The sequence below is a fragment of the Eudoraea adriatica DSM 19308 genome (assembly GCF_000382125.1).
Classification (GTDB): domain Bacteria; phylum Bacteroidota; class Bacteroidia; order Flavobacteriales; family Flavobacteriaceae; genus Eudoraea; species Eudoraea adriatica.
On record NZ_KB907549.1, the window covers coordinates 172,555 to 191,648 of the forward strand.

General features: G+C 39.5%; 15 protein-coding genes. 12 read left to right on the top strand and 3 right to left on the bottom strand.

Annotated features, from left to right (window positions below):
• The first annotated feature begins 3 nt into the window (after positions 1 to 3).
• Together G504_RS0110310 and G504_RS0110315 are read left to right on the top strand one after the other, a co-directional pair.
• Positions 4 to 498 carry an RNA polymerase sigma factor gene (locus tag G504_RS0110310; protein WP_019670097.1) on the top strand — a complete coding sequence of 165 codons (495 nt, stop codon included), beginning with the start codon at positions 4 to 6 and terminating at the stop codon, positions 496 to 498.
• A 6-nt stretch (positions 499 to 504) separates the two neighbouring features.
• Complete coding sequence (locus G504_RS0110315; protein WP_019670098.1) at positions 505 to 1,149, top strand: hypothetical protein; 645 nt, start codon at positions 505 to 507, stop codon at positions 1,147 to 1,149.
• Here G504_RS0110315 and G504_RS0110320 read toward each other — a convergent pair.
• Both G504_RS0110320 and G504_RS0110325 read right to left on the bottom strand, forming a co-directional pair.
• Complete coding sequence (locus tag G504_RS0110320; RefSeq protein WP_019670099.1) at positions 1,146 to 1,949, bottom strand: lysophospholipid acyltransferase family protein; 804 nt, start codon at positions 1,947 to 1,949, stop codon at positions 1,146 to 1,148. The two genes, G504_RS0110315 and G504_RS0110320, sit on opposite strands and share 4 nt — an antisense overlap.
• Before the next feature lie 25 nt (positions 1,950 to 1,974).
• Positions 1,975 to 2,616 (bottom strand): NUDIX hydrolase, encoded by a 642-nt coding sequence (locus tag G504_RS0110325; protein WP_019670100.1) that lies wholly within the window; start codon positions 2,614 to 2,616, stop codon positions 1,975 to 1,977.
• Between G504_RS0110325 and G504_RS0110330 the strand changes: the two genes are divergently transcribed.
• Positions 2,615 to 3,340, top strand: coding sequence for a peptidylprolyl isomerase (locus G504_RS0110330; protein ID WP_019670101.1), 726 nt, complete (start codon positions 2,615 to 2,617; stop codon positions 3,338 to 3,340). The two genes, G504_RS0110325 and G504_RS0110330, sit on opposite strands and share 2 nt — an antisense overlap.
• On the opposite strand, the gene G504_RS0110335 is transcribed toward G504_RS0110330, so the two are convergent.
• Positions 3,341 to 3,949: a trimeric intracellular cation channel family protein gene (locus G504_RS0110335; RefSeq protein WP_019670102.1), complete on the bottom strand. Its 609-nt coding sequence runs from the start codon at positions 3,947 to 3,949 to the stop codon at positions 3,341 to 3,343. It lies immediately after the preceding gene.
• Positions 3,950 to 4,602: 653 nt separating this feature from the next.
• Between G504_RS0110335 and G504_RS0110340 the strand changes: the two genes are divergently transcribed.
• From G504_RS0110340 to G504_RS0110380, 9 genes are all read left to right on the top strand, one after another.
• Positions 4,603 to 5,142: a CIA30 family protein gene (locus tag G504_RS0110340; RefSeq protein WP_240473036.1), complete on the top strand. Its 540-nt coding sequence runs from the start codon at positions 4,603 to 4,605 to the stop codon at positions 5,140 to 5,142.
• A 20-nt stretch (positions 5,143 to 5,162) separates the two neighbouring features.
• Complete coding sequence (locus G504_RS0110345) at positions 5,163 to 7,373, top strand: M28 family metallopeptidase (protein ID WP_019670104.1); 2,211 nt, start codon at positions 5,163 to 5,165, stop codon at positions 7,371 to 7,373.
• A gap of 38 nt (positions 7,374 to 7,411) precedes the next feature.
• On the top strand, positions 7,412 to 10,819 hold the full coding sequence (locus G504_RS0110350) for a HEAT repeat domain-containing protein (protein WP_019670105.1): 3,408 nt from the start codon (positions 7,412 to 7,414) through the stop codon (positions 10,817 to 10,819).
• Positions 10,820 to 11,007: 188 nt separating this feature from the next.
• Entirely contained in the window at positions 11,008 to 12,447 is a 1,440-nt protein-coding gene (locus G504_RS0110355; protein WP_019670106.1) for a serine hydrolase domain-containing protein, read from the top strand.
• The gene (locus G504_RS0110360; protein WP_019670107.1) at positions 12,447 to 13,472 is read left to right on the top strand and encodes a DUF3500 domain-containing protein; all 1,026 of its coding nucleotides are present in this window, start codon (positions 12,447 to 12,449) and stop codon (positions 13,470 to 13,472) included. Before G504_RS0110355 ends, G504_RS0110360 begins: the two co-directional genes overlap by 1 nt.
• A gap of 263 nt (positions 13,473 to 13,735) precedes the next feature.
• Positions 13,736 to 15,421 carry a tetratricopeptide repeat protein gene (locus tag G504_RS0110365; RefSeq protein WP_019670108.1) on the top strand — a complete coding sequence of 562 codons (1,686 nt, stop codon included), beginning with the start codon at positions 13,736 to 13,738 and terminating at the stop codon, positions 15,419 to 15,421.
• 53 nt (positions 15,422 to 15,474) lie between these two features.
• A complete protein-coding gene (locus tag G504_RS0110370; protein ID WP_019670109.1) occupies positions 15,475 to 17,205 on the top strand; it encodes a tetratricopeptide repeat protein in 1,731 nt (576 codons plus the stop codon).
• A 57-nt stretch (positions 17,206 to 17,262) separates the two neighbouring features.
• Positions 17,263 to 17,928 (top strand): SCO family protein, encoded by a 666-nt coding sequence (locus G504_RS0110375; RefSeq protein WP_019670110.1) that lies wholly within the window; start codon positions 17,263 to 17,265, stop codon positions 17,926 to 17,928.
• Positions 17,929 to 18,015: 87 nt separating this feature from the next.
• Entirely contained in the window at positions 18,016 to 19,068 is a 1,053-nt protein-coding gene (locus tag G504_RS0110380; RefSeq protein ID WP_019670111.1) for an SMP-30/gluconolactonase/LRE family protein, read from the top strand.
• Positions 19,069 to 19,094: the final 26 nt, after the last annotated feature.

The window sequence follows — 19,094 nt, forward strand, 5'->3', positions numbered from 1 at the left end:
GGCGTGAACAAAGAACTGGAACACAAATTTGTGACAGAACTTGAGGACAATCAGAATATTGTTCACAAGGTGTGTAGTTTATACACTACAAACAGGGATGCTCACAATGATCTATTTCAGGAAATAACCATACAACTATGGAAAGCATATCCGAAATTCAGGGGAGATTCTAAATTCAGTACATGGATGTACCGGGTAGCCTTGAATACGGCAATAACACTGTATCGGAAATCGAAAAAAAGTATAAAAACACAGGATTTTGATTCCGTTATTTATAGAATAAAAACAGAAGAATATGATGCTACAGAGGAAAAACAACTACAGTTAATGTATAAAGCCGTAAGGCAGTTGGGAGATATAGAAAAAGCATTGGTCTTTCTTTACCTGGAAGACAAAGATTACAGCGAAATTTCTGAGACATTAGGAATCAGCGAGGTTAATGCCAGGGTAAAAATGAATCGCGTTAAAAATAAACTTAGAACCATACTTAATCCCTAAGGTGATATGATGGATGAATTAGAATTACTAAAGAAGGATTGGCAAAAAAAGGAGGAACACCATCCTAAATTGTCATATAACGAGATCTACAGTATGATTAAAAAGAAGTCATCTTCTACTGTAAAATGGATCTTTTATATAAGTATCATTGAATTTGTCTTTTGGGCGGCGCTCAATTTAATCTCATACAGCAAGGAATCACTGGAGCTTGAAAAGACCTGGCATATCTATGAAATAACAACTACGCTAACAATAATCAATTATGTAGTATTAATATATTTTATTTATAAGTTTTATTCTAATTACAAACTCATATCCTTAACGGAATCTTCAAAAAAATTAATGAAAACTATTCTGAATGTTAAAAGAACCGTCTCGCAATATGTCTGGTTCAACATCGGAATATTTGTAGCCTACTTGCTGGTAAGTCTTTATGGTAATCTGAACTATGGAGCCAGTAGTGATAAAATCAGGGAGGCGGCTTCTCAGGCAGGCAATGAAACGCTTTTTTGGGTAATGTTATTTGGCATGGTGCTTATTGCAATAGCCATTGTGCTTATCTTGATATGGTTTTTCTATAAACTACTTTATGGGATACTCCTAAACAGGCTTCGAAAAAATTACGCCGAATTAAAAAAGCTGGAGGTTTAACTTCGCCATTTACGCTGCTTGTTTTTTTCTTCATAAGCCAGCAATTCCTCCTCAGGGATCACTTTCAGAAATGAAGGATGTTGTTCGATAGCATATTCAAGTTTTTCTATTATAGATTCAATAGATTCGTTTTCATAATCAATCTCCAGTGGTTCTTTAACAACCAATGACTGAAGAATCCCTTTTTTCTTTATAAGCAGTCCTTTTTTATCAAATGACCTCCTGAAACCATCTATAACCACGGGTACTACCACAGGTTTATACCTTTTAATAATATGCGCCGTCCCCTTTCTTAACGGTTTCCAGGGAGTGGTTGTTCCCTGGGGAAAAGTAATTACCCAACCATCATTCAAAGCTGTGCCAATATTGGTAATATCACTCATTTTAACCTGACGGTTGACATCCTTACCTTCCGCTCGCCATGTTCTTTCTATACTAACCGAGCCTACATAGGCCAAAACTTTGGTCAGGAGACTTTTTCTCATCGTCTCAGCCGCTGCAACATAGTATATATTCAATTTAGGGTTCCACAAATAGCCTATATTTTTAATGGAATCATCACGACCATGTAAACTGGCGTTAAATACATGGAACATGGCAACCACATCTGCGAAGTAGGTCTGGTGATTACTTACAAATAATACTTTTCTATCGGGTAGGTTGCGAATAATTTCAGAACCTTCTATCTCCAGCGTATTAAACCCTTTATATCGTTGATGGGTAATGAGACCCAAACTGCGAATCAACCACTTCTTTAGAAATAAAATATGTCCAAACGGATTTTTCTTAAATAAGCCCATAGTCTACAAAACTACAAAATATGACTTATAACACCTGTTTGAAAAGCTCTTTGATTTCACTTAGCATCATAGCCGTTGCACCCCAAACCGTATAACCCATTAGTTTAAAGGCAGGTACCTCAATGTTATCTGCATAAGAAGTGCTGAGAATCTGGGTGGACATTTTAGAGTCATCCATAAAATCAATCAGAGGTACCTCAACCAATTCCTCTACCTCATCCTCCTGTTTTACAAAAGGGTATTTTTTATCAAATAAACCCAGGTAAGGACGCACCTCAAAATTACTTGGCGGAATATAAATTTCACTTAACGATCTGATTATTTTAATATCGCCTGGCCTAACACCAACTTCTTCATGGGTTTCCCGCAAGGCCGTATCGAGCAAATTATTATCGTTTTTTTCAGCTTTGCCTCCGGGTAATCCAATTTGATTGGAATGTATTCCGGGATAAGTATGTCGGAGAATGAGTAATAAATTTGTCATTTGCTCTTTATCAGGATAAAACAAAGCGACAACACCGGCCTTCTTGGGGTTCGTATTCTTCTTTTTCATGGCTTTTAACTCCTGGATGCGAATTTGTGGAGCCATTTTATAATGTGAAGATGTTCCCGGAAGAGGTAGTTTTTTTATTTTTGCTACCTGTAGAGCAAAATCAGAATAATTCATGTCGCATCTAAAATTTACCTGCCTTGCAATATTACCACTATTTTTCTTTGGTGCATGCAGGCAAGCACCCACATCCGGCTCCAGGTCAGAAAATGAAAAAGCGGTTAAAGAAGATACCGTTCTGACTGATACAATAACTAATTCATCATCTGAAATTGCGGAAGAAGAGCCATTTGTGCTCACCGAGGAAAATGCCATAGACTTCTTTTTTAAATACCAAAAAAATCTTAAAACCACCAGGGTAAAACTCACTACAAGTATGGGTGCTTTTACGGTACAGTTATATGATAATGTACCATATCACAAGGCAAACTTTATTTATCTTACAAAAAAAGGATATTTTGACAATACCATGTTTCACAGGGTTGTAAAAGATTTTATCATACAGGGAGGTAATGCAGACAACGCTGAAACCGCCCGCAAGCGAAAAGAAATTGGCAGATACCTTTTGCCACCTGATACAAGAAAAGGTTATAAGCATCACAGGGGAACAATTTCAATGCCCAGTAGTGAAATAGATAATCCACATATGCTCGCTTCGCCGTATGAGTTTTTTATTGTTGTGACAAAACCCGGTTCGTACCATTTAGATGGAGATTTCACCCCATTTGGAAAAGTTGTCAGTGGTATGGACGTGGTTGACAAAATTAACCAGCAGCCCGTAGATACGGGAGACTGGCCCATGCAAAATATCTACATTCTTAAAGCAGAAATAGTTGAATGATTATGCTGTTTTATAAATGCTGGGAAGTGCAATTTTGTATTTTACCGCCACCAGGCGAATGCCAATAACAATTAGGATAGATGCAAAATAAACGTATTCATCACCCCAGGGTAATTTTCGTAACAGAAAATAACTCAACCCACCTACAACACAAGCCGTAGCGTAAATTTCCTTACGAAATATAACCGGTATTTCATTACACAGGATATCTCTGATAACCCCTCCAAAACTTGCCGTTATAGTCCCCAAAATAATGCACATTACCGGAAGCAGGCTGGCATTAAGGCCTTTCTCTATTCCAACCATTGTGTACAATCCAATCCCCAGAGTGTCAAACAAGAACAATGATTTTCTCAAGTACCTGAGTTTTTCCCTAAAAAGAATAGCCAGAATAACGGCCCCTATAATGGTTATGATGTATGTAGATTCAAGCATCCAGGCCACCGGAGTGTTGCCAATAAGCAAATCCCTCAGGGTTCCACCACCTACAGCTGTGACAAATGCAATAATTAATACGCCAAAAAGATCCAGGCGTTTATCCATGGCTACAAGGACACCCGATATAGCAAAAGCTACAGTGCCCAATAGATCCATTAGAAAATAAAACATAATTCCTTTCCTTTGATTAAAACTTTTATTGCGGATAAAACTATAAAAATAAACCCAGCCTGAGGAATGAGTCCTAAAAGAATTGTTTTTGTAAATATGAGAAAAATATCCTGAGCTTAGCCCTACTTAAATCATTTGGCCGAGCAAGTAAATGATAAAAAACTCCATAGTTAATTTTGAAATATAGATTTAAAAAAGGAAGACGCAATACCGGCTATTTCTTTCGCGGATTATTTGCAGTTTTCACAGGACTATATCCATTTCGGTTTATTGGCCTTCGAAATGAAGAAAGTCTTTTTGGTATCCATATCGGAGAAATTAGTGAATAGTGTTTTCCATTTAACTGCTTTCTAACCACATATTTTCTTAGTCGGACTTGCCTTACTTACAGAGCTTTCGAAGATTTAGATAAAGCTAAGAAGCAAAAGACCTAAACTGCACAGGACAGCTTTTCTGTACATATAGACGCAAAAATTGATAAAATACTGGTATTATTTATGAAAATTGAGTTTATTTTTATCGTTACTTTTAGAAAACGATCTCGTGCAATCTGAAATAGAATTGTAATAGCCAAAAAGTAACGTAAAGAATTTAAATAGCTTTAGTCAGGAAAAATTCTTCCTGTGTAAACCAAAAGGCAGAAAATTCTGAATATGGTATTTATTAGATACTTTTTTTTAATACTTTTCATGTTAATGATGTCTGAATCTTTTGTTCTGTTTGATTTCTCCAGAGAAAGTAATATTCAAAACTGGAAAGTAGTAAATGATGGTGTAATGGGAGGCCTTTCAAAAGGCGACTTCTCTTTAAATGATGAAGGCCATGCGCTTTTTAAAGGGCATGTATCATTAGAAAATAATGGTGGTTTCTCTTCCGTCCGCTACAATCTGGAATCTAAATCGGTAAAGGCTTTCAAGAAAATAAAGTTACGCCTTAAGGGCGATGGGAAGCAATATCAGATACGGGTTAAAACCAGGGCTTCTGATTATTATTCATATATCGCCTATATTAAGACCAATGGAAAATGGCAGACACTACAAATTCCATTCTCCGCAATGACCCCGTCATTTCGAGGACAAAAAGTAGATCTTCCCAATTATCCGGGGCAATATCTGGAGCAGTTTGCAATTTTGATCGGAAACAAAAAAAAGGAAGATTTTGAATTGTATCTTGATAAAATAGAAATAGAGTAACTGGTTTAAAAAATATATTTATGACAAAAACCAACTTGTACAAAAAGACCTTCACATTGCTTTTGATACTTCTTTTTTTGAGCCTGAATGCCCAGAACATAAAAGGATTTAAGCCAGAAAATGTACAAAAACAATTAGATCTGGAAACAGCCTTTGAATCAAAAATATCTACTGCGAATTTAGATTCATGGATGAAGAAAATGGCAGCCCGGCCACATTATGTAGGTACCGAATATGGAAAAGAACTGGCAGAATGGATGTTAAAGCAATTCAAATCCTGGGGGTATGATGCCAAAATAGAAACCTACCAGGTCCTCTTCCCCTACCCAAAAGTCAGGGTTCTGGAATTGACAGAACCCACAACCTATAAAGCTAAATTAACAGCGGTACCCGTTGAGGGTGACGCATATACAGCTCAGGGAGATGAGTTATTGCCCAGTTATAATGCATTTTCTACAGATGGCGAGGTTGAGTCTGAACTTGTATTTGTTAACTACGGGATACCTGCAGACTATGAAGCATTGGACAAATTGGGAATAGATGTAAAAGGTAAGATAGTAATTGCCAAATATTACGGATCCTGGCGTGGAATAAAACCTAAACTAGCCGCCGAAAAGGGTGCTATTGGTTGTATTATTTATTCAGATCCCAAGGATGATGGGTATGTTACCGGTGATGTTTATCCAAAAGGGGCATTTAAAAATAAAACCGGTGTGCAACGAGGATCAGTAATGGATATGCCACTTTATCCGGGAGATGTTCTTACACCGGGTTATGGAGCAACCCCGGAGGCCGAGAGATTAAACCGAAAAGATGCTCCTACGATAACAAAAATACCTGTGCTGCCTATCTCCTATGAAGATGCACAACCATTGCTGGAAGCCCTTGGGGGCCCTGTAGCTCCTGATGCATGGCGGGGAGGCTTACCAATTACATACCATATCGGACCAGGGCCTGCAAAAGTTCATCTAAAACTGGAATTTGACTGGCAACTAAAACCGGCTTACAATGTCATAGCAACCCTTACAGGTTCCGAATTTCCTGATGAATGGGTTTTACGTGGGAACCATCATGATGCATGGGTTCATGGTGCTGCCGATCCTGTAAGTGGTATGGTAGCTCTGATGGAGGAAGCCAGAGCAGTCGGTGAACTGGCTAAAAAAGGGCAGCGCCCCAGAAGAACCTTAGTCTATTGTGCATGGGATGCGGAGGAACCGGGACTGATTGGTTCAACAGAGTGGGTAGAACATCATAAAGGAGAATTGCAGGAAAAGGCCGTAGCATATATTAATACAGATGGTAATGGCAGAGGGTTTTTCAACGTGGGAGGCTCCCACACATTACAGACAATGGTAAGTGAAGTAGCAGAAGTAGTTACAGATCCTCAGAAAGGCGTTTCTATTAAGGAAAGAAAAATTGCCAGGGATATGGTCAATGGCGGAGACGATAAATTTGAGCTTTATGCCCTGGGATCGGGATCTGATTATACACCATTTATTCAACATGCGGGAATTGCTTCGCTGAATTTAGGGTTTGGTGGTGAAAATGCGGGTGGAGAATATCATACCATCTATGATACTTATTCGCATTACAAACGATTTAAGGATCCTGAATTTGAATACGGAGCTGCATTGTCAAAAACAGCTGGCAGGATAGTTTTGCGTCTTGCAAATGCTGATATCTTACCCTTCAATTTTGACCCCTTAAGAGAGACTATTGCAACCTACCTTGAGGAAGTAATGAAGTCGTGCGAAAGCATGAGAAAAGAAGTAGAAAAGCACAACAAATTAATAGAAGAAAATGCATTTTATCTGGCTGCAGACCCTGCTAAGCCCTTTGTTAGACCAGAGAAAAAGGAAAATATCCCATATTTGGATTTCACACCAATACAAAATAGCATGATGGATCTTGAAGCCACAATTGCAAAGTTTAATGCGATTAAATTAAATTCACTTTCTGACAAACAACTGGAAGCATTAAATAAACAGCTCATGCATTCCGAACTTGCTTTAACCAATGCTTCAGGATTGCCCAGAAGATCATGGTACAAGCATCAGATTTATGCGCCAGGCTTCTATACAGGTTATGGTGTTAAGACATTGCCCGGTGTCAGGGAAGCAATCGAGCAAAAAGAATGGCAGGAAGCACGGGAGCAAATCAAAATACTCGCACAAACACTAAATAAATTAGACGATCATATTGAATCTCTTTGTTCCATTCCATCAAAATAAAATAATCAAAATTTAATCCAATCCGTTAATTTATAACAATGATTTTAAAAAAGCACATATCTTATTTCGTTGCATTAATTGCAGTAGGTTTAATGGTATATTCCTGTAGTCAAAAGTCAAAAATTCCGAAAGAAACCCCTTTAACCTATACGCTGGATTCGTTATCTGCCGTAACGATAGCAGAATCCAGTCAGGAATATATATCACCAAAATTAGCAGAAGGATTGACTTTGGACTTATGGGCATCAGATTCATTAGCTCCGGATCCGATTGCCATTGATATTGATGATGAAGGCAATGTATACCTGACAAGAACCAACAGGCAAAAAAACTCAGAATTTGATATTCGGGGGCATCAGGATTGGATGACGGCCTCAATTAGTTTGCAAACCGTGGAGGACAGACGTGCTTTTTTACGAAAAACATTTGCCCCGGAACTAAGTAAAGAGAATGAATGGTTCCCTGATCTTAATAACGACAGTATTCACGATTGGAAGGATCTCACCGTTGAAAAAGATGAAATATGGAAACTGGAAGACACCAACAAGGATGGTGTTGCAGATGTTTCCAAACGTATTTTGGAAGACTTTCATGAAGAAATTACAGATGTAGCAGGTGCACTATTGGTGCGGGAGGATGATATTTTTGTTGGTATAGGCCCGGATATGTGGCGTGTGGAAGACACCAATGGTGATGGTGTTATGGATACTAAGACTTCTATTGCACATGGCTTTGCGGTTCATATTGGATTTGGAGCCCACGGAATGTCCGGGGCGATAGAAGGTCCTGATGGTAAAATTTATTGGGGAATTGGTGATATTGGAGCGAGCATTACCACCGTAGAAGGTGAAACACACCACTTACCCAATCAGGGTATGATCGTTAGGTGTAATCCTGACGGCACAAACTTTGAGGTTTATGCAAGGGGACTTAGAAATACACACGAATTTGTTTTTGATGCCTATGGCAATTTAATCTCATCAGATAATGATGGGGATCACAGAGGGGAAAGTGAGCGACTTGTGCACATAGTTGAGGGTTCGGATGCAGGATGGAGGGCCAATTGGCAATATGGAAAATATACAGATCCTAAGAACAATAGCTATAAAGTGTGGATGGATGAAAAACTATACCTCCCACGCTGGGAAGGACAGGCGGCCTATATAATTCCTCCTATTGCCAATTACCATAATGGCCCTACAGGGATGGTTTATAACCCCGGCACGGCACTAGGCAAGGATTGGTTGGATAAATTTTTTCTGGTTGAATTTATTGGAGATCCGGCACGGTCTCACATTTGGGCCTTTAACTTAATACCAAAAGGGGCTTCTTTTGATCTCGATAAAGAAATAGATGTATTAAGCGGGGTATTGCCCACCGGACTGGAATTCGGCCCGGATGGTGCACTATATCTTGCTGATTGGATAAATGGCTGGGGAACAAAAAATTATGGACGCGTATGGAAGTTAGACGTAACGGATTCAAAAAATGACCTGGAAGCGCAAAGGCAAGAGACACAAAGGCTGATGATTGTAGCCTATGAAGATCTGTCGGCTGATGAGCTTACTGAGCTATTGGCTTATCCGGATATGCGCATAAGGCAAAAAGCGCAATTTGAGCTTGCAAACCGCACTTTTTGGGGATATAAGGCCTTAAAAAAAGTAATACTGGAAGATAAAAACCAATTTGCCAGAATACATGCTATTTGGGGCATTGGTCAAATTGCTTCTGACAATAACGGAAAGGCCGAACCTTTGATGGAATTATTGGATGATGAAGATCCGGAAATTATAGCACAGGCTGCAAAGGTTCTGGGAGATGTAAAATATAAAGAGGCCGGTGAAAAACTGATTACGCTCTTGGAACACGAAAACGAAAGGGTGCGTTTCTTCGCAGCACAGGCATTGGGAAGAATTGAGCATAAAAATGCAGTTCAGCCTTTAATTAATTTCCTGGCCACTAACAATGATGAGGATGTCTATTTACGTCATGCCGGGGTCCTGGCATTGAGTCGTATTGGCGAAATTGAACCAATAGTTGCTTTATCTGAGAGTCCGGAAAGAAGCTTGCGAATAGCCTCGGTTCTGGTTTTAAGAAGATTACAAAATGCAGAGGTAGCATTATTTTTAAAAGACAATGACGAATATATAGTTACTGAAGCAGCACGTGCCATCAATGACGACTGGTCAATTCCGGAAGCCATGCCTGCACTGGCAGGTCTTTTAAAGGAAGAACGGTTTACTTCAGAACCGTTACTTCGCAGAAGCATAAATGCCGCTTTAAGAGTTGGTGGCGAGGAGGAATTGGATATGCTTATTGAATTTGCCAAAAGAACAACTGTTTCCGGAGATCTCAGGGGTGAGGCTTTGGCTGCTATAGGAACCTGGGCGTCCCCTTCCGTATTGGACAGGGTAGACGGGCGCTACCGGGGGGAAATAAATAGGGATTCAAATTTTGTAAAAGAAAAAATTCAGGGAGATATTCCAATATTCTTAGAGGACAAGGATCCTAATATTCTTATCGGCGCCTCAAAAATTCTGGGAACACTTGGAATATCGTCATACAATCCACAACTAAAATCTATTCTAAACAGGGACCGGAGTCCGGAGGTAAGAGTAGCCATGATAGAAGCTTTGGGAGAATTGGGTGATGATAATATTACATCGGTTGTCAAAACAGGGATGCAGGACATGGATGAGAATGTACGAGCGGCCGCTGTTGGGCTAATACCCGAATTAAATATCCCAAAAAATGAATTGCCTGCAGTAATAGGTCCAATTTTTAAAAATGGATCTCTGAGAGAGCAACAGCGAATGATAGATGCATTAACAGAGATGCCATTAGATCAAAGTCGCGATGCATTCACGAATCTGATTCAAAAAGCAGGGAGGAAGCAATTAAATCCCGGAGTAATTCTGGATCTGATTGAGGCTGTTGAATCAACTGAATCGGAAGATCTGATTGCCGGTTTGAGTAAACTTAAAAGCAGCGGGTATTCTGTTGATTCCTATAAAGAAGCTCTTTATGGAGGTAGCAGGCGATCCGGGGCGAATGTCTTTAAGAATAATTCAGCGGCACAGTGCGTAAGATGTCATGCTCTGGCAGGGGCAGGCGGGAAAGTAGGTCCTCCCATGGATAATATTGCCAATGTACTGAGCAGAGAGGAAATACTTGAATCCCTTATAGAACCGGGCGCCCGACTGGCCCCTGGTTATGGTTCTGTAGTATTGACACTTAAAGATGGTCAGGTTGTAGCAGGAATACTTGCGGCGGAAAACAAGGAAGAAATAATTCTTCGTACCTCGGATGCGGAACCAATGGAAATAGCTGTTTCAAGAATAAAGAAAAGAGAAAATATGCCTTCTGCCATGCCTCCTATGGGAACGGTATTGACTAAAAGGGAATTAAGGGATTTGGTAGAGTTCTTATCCAGTTTAAAAGAATAATAATAATAAAAAGTTCTCTATTTAATCATTACCTTAACCCGGGTTTTTATTAATGATGTGGGGGAATAAGCCTGGTGGATTTGAATTATCTGGTGTTTTTTTTATAAAAAAATAACCGAATTCCATCTCAATAAGTCGAATTAAATAGTAATACTGCCTATAAACCAACTAAAGCATTAATTAGTAATATGAAATTCAAACTTTTTCTCATAATAGCTTTTATTTGCCTCCGTACCAATGCGCAAGAGCAAAAAAAGGACTATTCCGAAGCATTTAAAATTATCGAAGTTTGGCTGGATGCCCAAAAAGATTATGAAAAACTCCCGGGTATTTCAGCTGCTATAATAAAGGATCAGGAAATAATTTGGTCAGGGGCTTTCGGAAAGGCAAACGTGGAAGCAGATGTGAACACAGAAATAAATACAATTTGCAGTATTTGTTCTATTTCTAAATTATTTACGGCAACGGCCATTATGAAGCTTTATGATGAAGGAAAGTTACGTTTGGACGATAAAGTGAGTGATCTTTTACCCTGGTATAATCTGGATCAGAAATATTCAGATAGCGGCCCCATAACAGTGCGCGGTTTATTAACACATTCATCCGGTCTGCCCAGAGAGGCCAATTTTCCATATTGGACAGGCCCGGATTTTCCATTTCCCACGCAGGAGGAAATCAAAAATGAATTAGGAAACCAGGAGACCCTGTACCCGGCATCAACCTATTTTCAATATAGCAATCTTGGTCTTACGCTTTTGGGTGAAATAATAGAACAGGTTTCAGGGGAATCATTTACTGACTACGTGGAAGAGAATATTTTAAAGCCACTTCAACTCAATGAAACCAGGACACAACTCCCTGAGTCTTTATATGGTAGTCAACTAGCCATTGGATATTCATCTTTAGACAGAATGGGGCAACGCAAAAAAGTAAAACTATTCCAGGCAAATGGTATTACAGCTGCAGCAGGATTTTCATCTAATGTACTGGACCTGGGAAAATTTGCTTCCTGGCAATTTCGCTTAATGGATTCAACTATCACAGAAATAATTAAGCCCTCTACACTAAAATATATGCAACAGGTACACTGGACTGACCCTGATTGGAAAACCACCTGGGGTTTGGGTTTTGCGGTATCTAAAGGCAGCGATGGCACAAAATGGGTTTCCCATGGGGGTAGTTGCCCGGGTTACAGATCCGGGATTCAGTTAAATCCAAAATCTAAAATGGCTTACACTGTCATGATTAACGCAAATGGTACAAACCCCCATAAATATGCCACGGAAATGCATGCCATACTAAATAAGGTAAAAGGTGAATCTAAAAATGGTGAAACAGATGAATCCACTAAAAAAGATATGACAGATTATACCGGTTATTATAGCAATCAACCCTGGGGTAGTGAAAGTTATATTTCAAGCTGGGAAGGAAAGCTGGTTATGCTGCGTCTTCCTTCTCAATCTCCTGCCAAATCCATGACTTTCCTTAAGCATGTTAAGGGAGACAATTTTCAAAAAATCAGAACAGATGATGAACCCGGGGAAATGGTAGTATTTGAAAGAGATGAAACAGGGAAGGTTAACAGATACAGTCAACATGGAAATTATTCCAATAAAATGAGGGACTAATGAAATTTAAATCAATTTTTTTAATGCTTGGATGCGGCCTTTATATGGCCATTGCATCCTCACAGGAACTTAATACTCTGGCGGCAGAATTTTTAAATACTCTGGATCCGGAATTAAAGTCAAGGACAATTTTTGCAATGGATAGCGAGGAACGCCTTAATTTTCATTTCGTGCCGATAATAAGAAAAGGACCCACTTTTCATGACTTTAATGACAAACAAAAAAATGCTGCCATGGCACTGCTCAGAGGATCATTGAGCAACGAAGGGTTTCGAAAAACAAAAGAAATCATAGCACTTGAAAATGTTTTACTGGAAATTGAAGGAGGTAAATTCAAAATGCCGGATGGTTCACCGGGGCGTGATGCACTCAATTATCATTTTTGTGTTTTTAATGATCCGGCGACCCAGCAGTTTTGGGGGTGGCGGTTCGAAGGACATCACATTTCCTTTAATTTTGTTGCCTCAGAGGGTAAGATTGTTGCCTCTACACCTTCTTTCCTGGGCTCCAATCCTGCTATAGTCCGAGAAGGATCACAAAAAGGCAAAGAGGTTTTAAAATTAGAAACACAACTTGGGTTTGCCCTGGTAAACTCGCTTTCAAAAGAACAGCTTGCCACAGCTCTTTTTTCTGAAGAAGCTCCAAGAGAAATTTTCACTATTAATAAACCAGTTGTAACGAATCTTGATCCCCCTGGTATTTCCTATTCAGATTTAACCAAGGATCAAAAAGAAGCTTTAGAAAAATTATTAATGGTTTATCTGAACAATTATGAATCAGGATTTTCCCAATCTCTTTTAGATAAAATAAAGACTTCTGGAATGAATCAGCTCTCATTTGCATGGGCAGGCAGTTTAGTCCCGGGAAAAGGCCACTACTACAGAATACAAAGCCCGGTAATTTTAATAGAATATGACAATACTCAGAACAATGCCAATCATGTTCATACCGCTGTAAGGGATCTTACGAATGATTTTGGGCGCGACCTTCTTAAGGAGCATTATAATGAAAGTCATAAACATTAAAAGCTCGTAGCTTAGATAGTCCGGAATCAGCAAATTTTTACAGATTAAGTAAACGAATAAACCCAGCGGCCCATGTGAGCGGCATTCATCCTTTATAATGTCCAATCTATGTGTAAACGGCAACAAACTATACAGTTTTATTCATAGACTATTTCAACCAATACAGATTTTACTATCTTTAGAGGGAGTTGCACAAAGTTTTAAAGTGCAATTTTTCAAGTACTTCATATACATAGGCCCCAATGTATTAAACTTAAATAATTATGAAATCTCAAAACACCGGGCTGATAGTCTTTTTTGTAATAGGTATACTTAGCTTCACCAACTGCAAAAATAAATCAAAACCGATTCCTGAATTGGCAGCCATTGATCTGCTCAGAGGCGAACTCATTTTATGTAGTTCAGAACAATTCGGAGAAGTGAGCTTTTCCCTGTCCTGTAATTATGATACCCGCGAGACTTTTGACCTGGCGGTATCCTTATTGCACTCCTTTGAATATGAAGAGGCAGAAAAAGCCTTTGTCCAGGTGTTGGATGCTGATCCTGATTGTGCAATGGCTTATTGGGGAGTGGCTATGAGTATTGTACATTCATTATGGTATCAGTCTGATAATAGTTACCTGGAAAAAGGATCGAAACTTCTGGAAATTGCAAGCAAAATTCCAAAAGGAGAAAGAGAAAAGGATTATCTGGATGCTATAAGCATATACTATAAAGATTGGGATACTGTTGATCAAAATACACGGGCATTGTTGTATGAAAAGAAGATGGAAAAAATTTATAATAAGTACCCTGAGGATAATGAAGCGGCCGTTTTTTATGCTTTAGCCTTGAGAGCATCTGCAGATCGCAAGGATAAAACCTACAAGAATCAAAAAAAATCGGGCAAGATTCTTGAAAACTTATTTGTAGACCAACCTAACCACCCCGGAATTGCCCATTATATCATACATAATTATGATTACCCGGAATTGGCTCATTTGGCATTACCAACGGCAAGAAGATATGCTGATATTGCGCCGGCCTCATCACATGCACAGCACATGCCCTCACACATCTTTACGCGATTGGGATTATGGGATGAATCCATACAATCTAATGTAAGTTCGGCGTCATCTGCAAGATGTTATGCCGAGGCAAGTGGGATGGAGGGTCACTGGTCCAACGAACTTCATGCCATGGGTTATTTGGTATATGCTTATTTGCAAAAAGGCGATAATAAAAATGCAAATGAACAATACCAGTACATGAAAACAATTTACGATGTTTACCCTTCAAACATTGCTGCTATTGCATATCCCTTTGCTGCTGTACCCGCAAGAATTGCCCTGGAAAATGGAAGATGGGATGTCGCAGCTAATCTTCAATTTCATGAATCGGAGGTGAAATGGGATCAATTTCCATGGCAAAGTTCTTTGCTTCATTTTACCAGAGCTATAGGTTCACTGCATCTAAAAAACTTAAGTGCTGCCAACGAAGAGTTGGAAATCCTCAGCACTTTAAGGCAAGAAATATTAGATGGTGGAAATGAGGCTAATGCAAACCAGGTATTAATCCAAATGAAAATCGTTCAAGGCTGGTTACATTTTTATAGTGAAGAAGAAGATGCAGGAATTACACTTTTAAAAGAGGCTGTAGAAATGGAAGATATTACAGGTGTTCATGGTATTACACCCGGTAAGCTCATCCCGGCCCGGGAATTTTTGGCTGAAATGTTACTGGCTATGGACAAACCACTTGAAGCATTGCAGGTATATGAGAAAAACCTAAATGTGAATCCTAATCGTTTCAACGGAATTTATGGGGCAGCTATGGCCGCAAAGCGATTTGGTGATCAGGAAAAGGCATACAGGTATTTTGAAGAACTATTAATACTTACAGAATCATCGCAAAGCGACAGGCCTGAAGTGAAGGAGGCTAAAACATTCATCCAACAACATACCGGGTAAAATCCCGATATTATGATAACAAAAAACAAGCAACAACTATTAATAATACTATCATGAAAAAAAAATCTGGCCTTATAATTATCGCAATTGGGCTACTTGCCCTTGTCTATTTTTTACCAAAACAAAGTGGTGAAAAAACCCTGGACAATTCTCAAAAAGCTTCTTTTTATGCTATTAAATGTACGGTTGCCAAATATTTATTGAGCGATGTGGACACCACCCAGCAGATTTCGCCCTTATTTGAAAACCTGGGCAATCTGAGTTTTACTATTACCACTACCAACGAAATGGCCCAGACTTTTTTTAATCAGGGCTTAAAACTCACCTATGCTTTTAACCATGCGGAAGCACACCGCTCTTTCATGGAGGCATCCAGACTGGATCCAAATTCAGCCATGACCTATTGGGGCCAGGCCTACGCACTTGGACCTAATATAAATGATCAGTTACCTCCGGATGAGCGTAAAGAAAAATACAATGAAGCCCTTGCTAAAGCAAAAAAACTTGCCGTTAATGCAAGTGACAAAGAACAGGCTTTGATTAACGCACTTACATCCAGATACAGTACTGACCTAACTAAAGATGTGGCTGAATTGAATATGGCGTATATGGAGGCCATGACTGATGTAGTAAAACAGTTTCCGGATGATTCAAATATTCAGACCTTATATGCGGCATCGGTCATGAATACCGTACCCTGGAATTATTGGGATAAAGATGGAAATCCGTCACCAAATATAACCGAAGCCAAGGCTGCACTGGAACGTGCCATGGAATTAAATCCGGATAATCCGGGAGCACATCACTATTATATTCATATGGTAGAGCTTCCTAAACCAGACCTTGCTGTTCCAAGTGCAGATAAATTGGCTTCACTTATGCCTGCCGCAGGACATATAGTCCATATGCCCTCACATATCTATATCCGAGTAGGTCGTTATCTGGATGCAGTTAAGACCAATCAGGCTGCTATCTTAGCCGATGAAGACTACATATCACAATGTTATTCACAGGGACTTTATCCCCTGGGGTATTACCCGCACAATATTCATTTCCTTTGGTCTGCTGCAAGTCTACTGGGTGCCAGCGAGATAGCCATTGATGCCGCAAAAAAAACAGCAGAAAAAGTACCAACAGGGGAATTGATTACGCTTCCATTTCTACAGGATTTTGCGTCAACTCCTATACTTTCCTATGTTCGATTTGGTAAATGGAATGAGATATTGACAATCCCGGCCCCAAACCCTGCTATTAAACATGTAAATCTAATGAGGCACTATGCCCGTGGAATAGCGTTTGTTCGAAAAAATAATGCGAAAGAAGCCCAGGAAGAGCTGGAAGCCATTGCCACCCTTAAAGAAGATCCTGAGCTGGAAGAACTTGTTGCTACAGCCAATAACAACTCGGCATCCATTGCAGGTATCGCATATGAAGTTGTTGCCGGAGAACTGGCCTCACTTCAGGGAGATTTGCCAAAAGCCATTGAACATTTAAGAAATGCAGTGGCCCTGGAAGATAAACTTGTTTATACTGAACCCGCGGCCTGGCATGTTCCTACGCGTCAAAACCTTGGTGCCGTACTATTAAAAGCCAATAAATTCAATGAAGCTGAAATTATTTATAAAGAAGACCTGGAAGTACTAAGGCAAAACGGTTGGTCGCTTATGGGACTATATAAAAGCCTGTTAGCCCAGGGTAAAATGGATGAGGCAGCTCTGATAAAGGCCGAATATGATAAAGCCTGGGAAAATGCCGATATAGAATTAGATAATTCAATACTCTAAAAACAATATATGAGTATGTCTTTTAGTACTATAATTTAAGTTCATAAACAAACATCGTTGCAGACTGAATTTTTAAAAAACCCACATCTAAGGCAGGGAATAATTATATTCCTGGTGCTTACATCCTTATTGATTTTCTTTTCCTATTGGTTGCGGGAAGAACAACCGGCAGTTTATAATCCTTCAGATTTGAATCCTGCCCTGGTAGACAGGAGTCTTCAGGATATGAATACTAACCATACTATTGGTCCTTTTAGACTTATCAATCAAAACGGGGATACAATAACCGAAAAGGATTATGAAGGTAAAATCTATGTAGCAGATTTCTTCTTTACCCGCTGCCCGACTATTTGTCCGGTTATGACCAACAATATGGAAAAATTGCAAACGGAGTTTTTGAATGATGCCGATGTAAAATTATTGTCGCTTTCTGTAACGCCGGAATATGACAGTGTGCCCGTTTTATATAATTATGCCTCTAAAAATGGAGCACTTGATACAAAATGGAATATTACTACAGGTAATAAAAGGCACATTTATGAATTGGCTCGTAAAAATTATTTCGCAGTGGTTGATCAAGGTGATGGAGGTTTGCAGGATTTTATACATACGCCAAACTTTGTACTTGTAGACAAAAAGAAACAAATACGGGGAATCTATGACGGCACCAAAGACGAAGAAATAGTACGTTTAATTGAGGACATCAGAATCTTGCAGCAGTAGCAGATATTTTGTTAAGTTGCATTATACCCTGCTCAAATCATTTAAATTAATCGGGTTACTACCTGCACTAAACTTTGTACAAAGAATATGAAAAAGAGATTATACCTGGGCCTTGTAGCATTTAACGCCTTAATCCTGATCCAATGCAAAACCGAAAAAAAAGAGACTTCCATTAAAGAACAGGAAAAGCCAAATGTGTCCAGAATATTTGAAGAAGGTGAGATTGAGGCATATGAGGAAAGTCTCTGGTCTGTAATTCCGGAAGCATCGATGATTGAAGTATTAGCAGCAGGCCATGACTGGACAGAAGGTCCGCTGTGGTTACCCGAACAGGAGATGCTATTGTATACAGACATACCAAGAAATGCAATTTATAGCTGGAAGGAAGGAGAAGAAGCTAAAATGTATTTAAAGCCTTCTGGTTTTATGGGTGAAAATTTTGAGGGTTCAGAACCCGGGGCTAATGGCTTACTCCTAAATAGCGAAGGTGAACTGGTATTATGCCAGCATGGGGAGAGGCAGATCGCCTTAATGCAAAGTTCGCTTGTGGAACCAGCAGCCAACTATACAACCCTGGCAAGCGCTTATAAAGGTAAAAGATTCAATAGCCCAAATGATGCGGCATACAAGAGCAACGGGGACCTCTATTTTACTGATCCTCCGTACGGCCTGCCAAAGCGTATGGAGGACCCGGACAAAGAACTGGACTACCAGGGGGTATACAGGCTCAGCAAAGAAGGAGAGTTAACCCTTTTAACCACCGAATTTACAAGACCTAATGGCATTGCCTTCTCACCGGATGAAAAGAAGCTTTATGTAGCGAATTCTGATCCAGAACTAGCGATATGGAAAGTATTTGATGTATTGGAGGACGGTTCAATTAGAAATGGAAGGACCTTTTATGATGCCACCGGGATGGTCGCACAAGAAAAAGGGCTGCCGGATGGTTTAAAAGTGGATAATGAAGGAAACATATTTGCAACAGGTCCCGGAGGGGTTTTTATATTCTCCCCCGAAGGCAGGGTACTGGGAAAAATTAAAACCGGACAAGCCACCTCAAATTGTGCATTTAATGCAGATAAATCAACATTGTATATAACAGCAGATAGTTATGTGCTTAGGGTAAGGTTACGGTTATAAATAAATTATTGCTTCGGGTAAAGCCG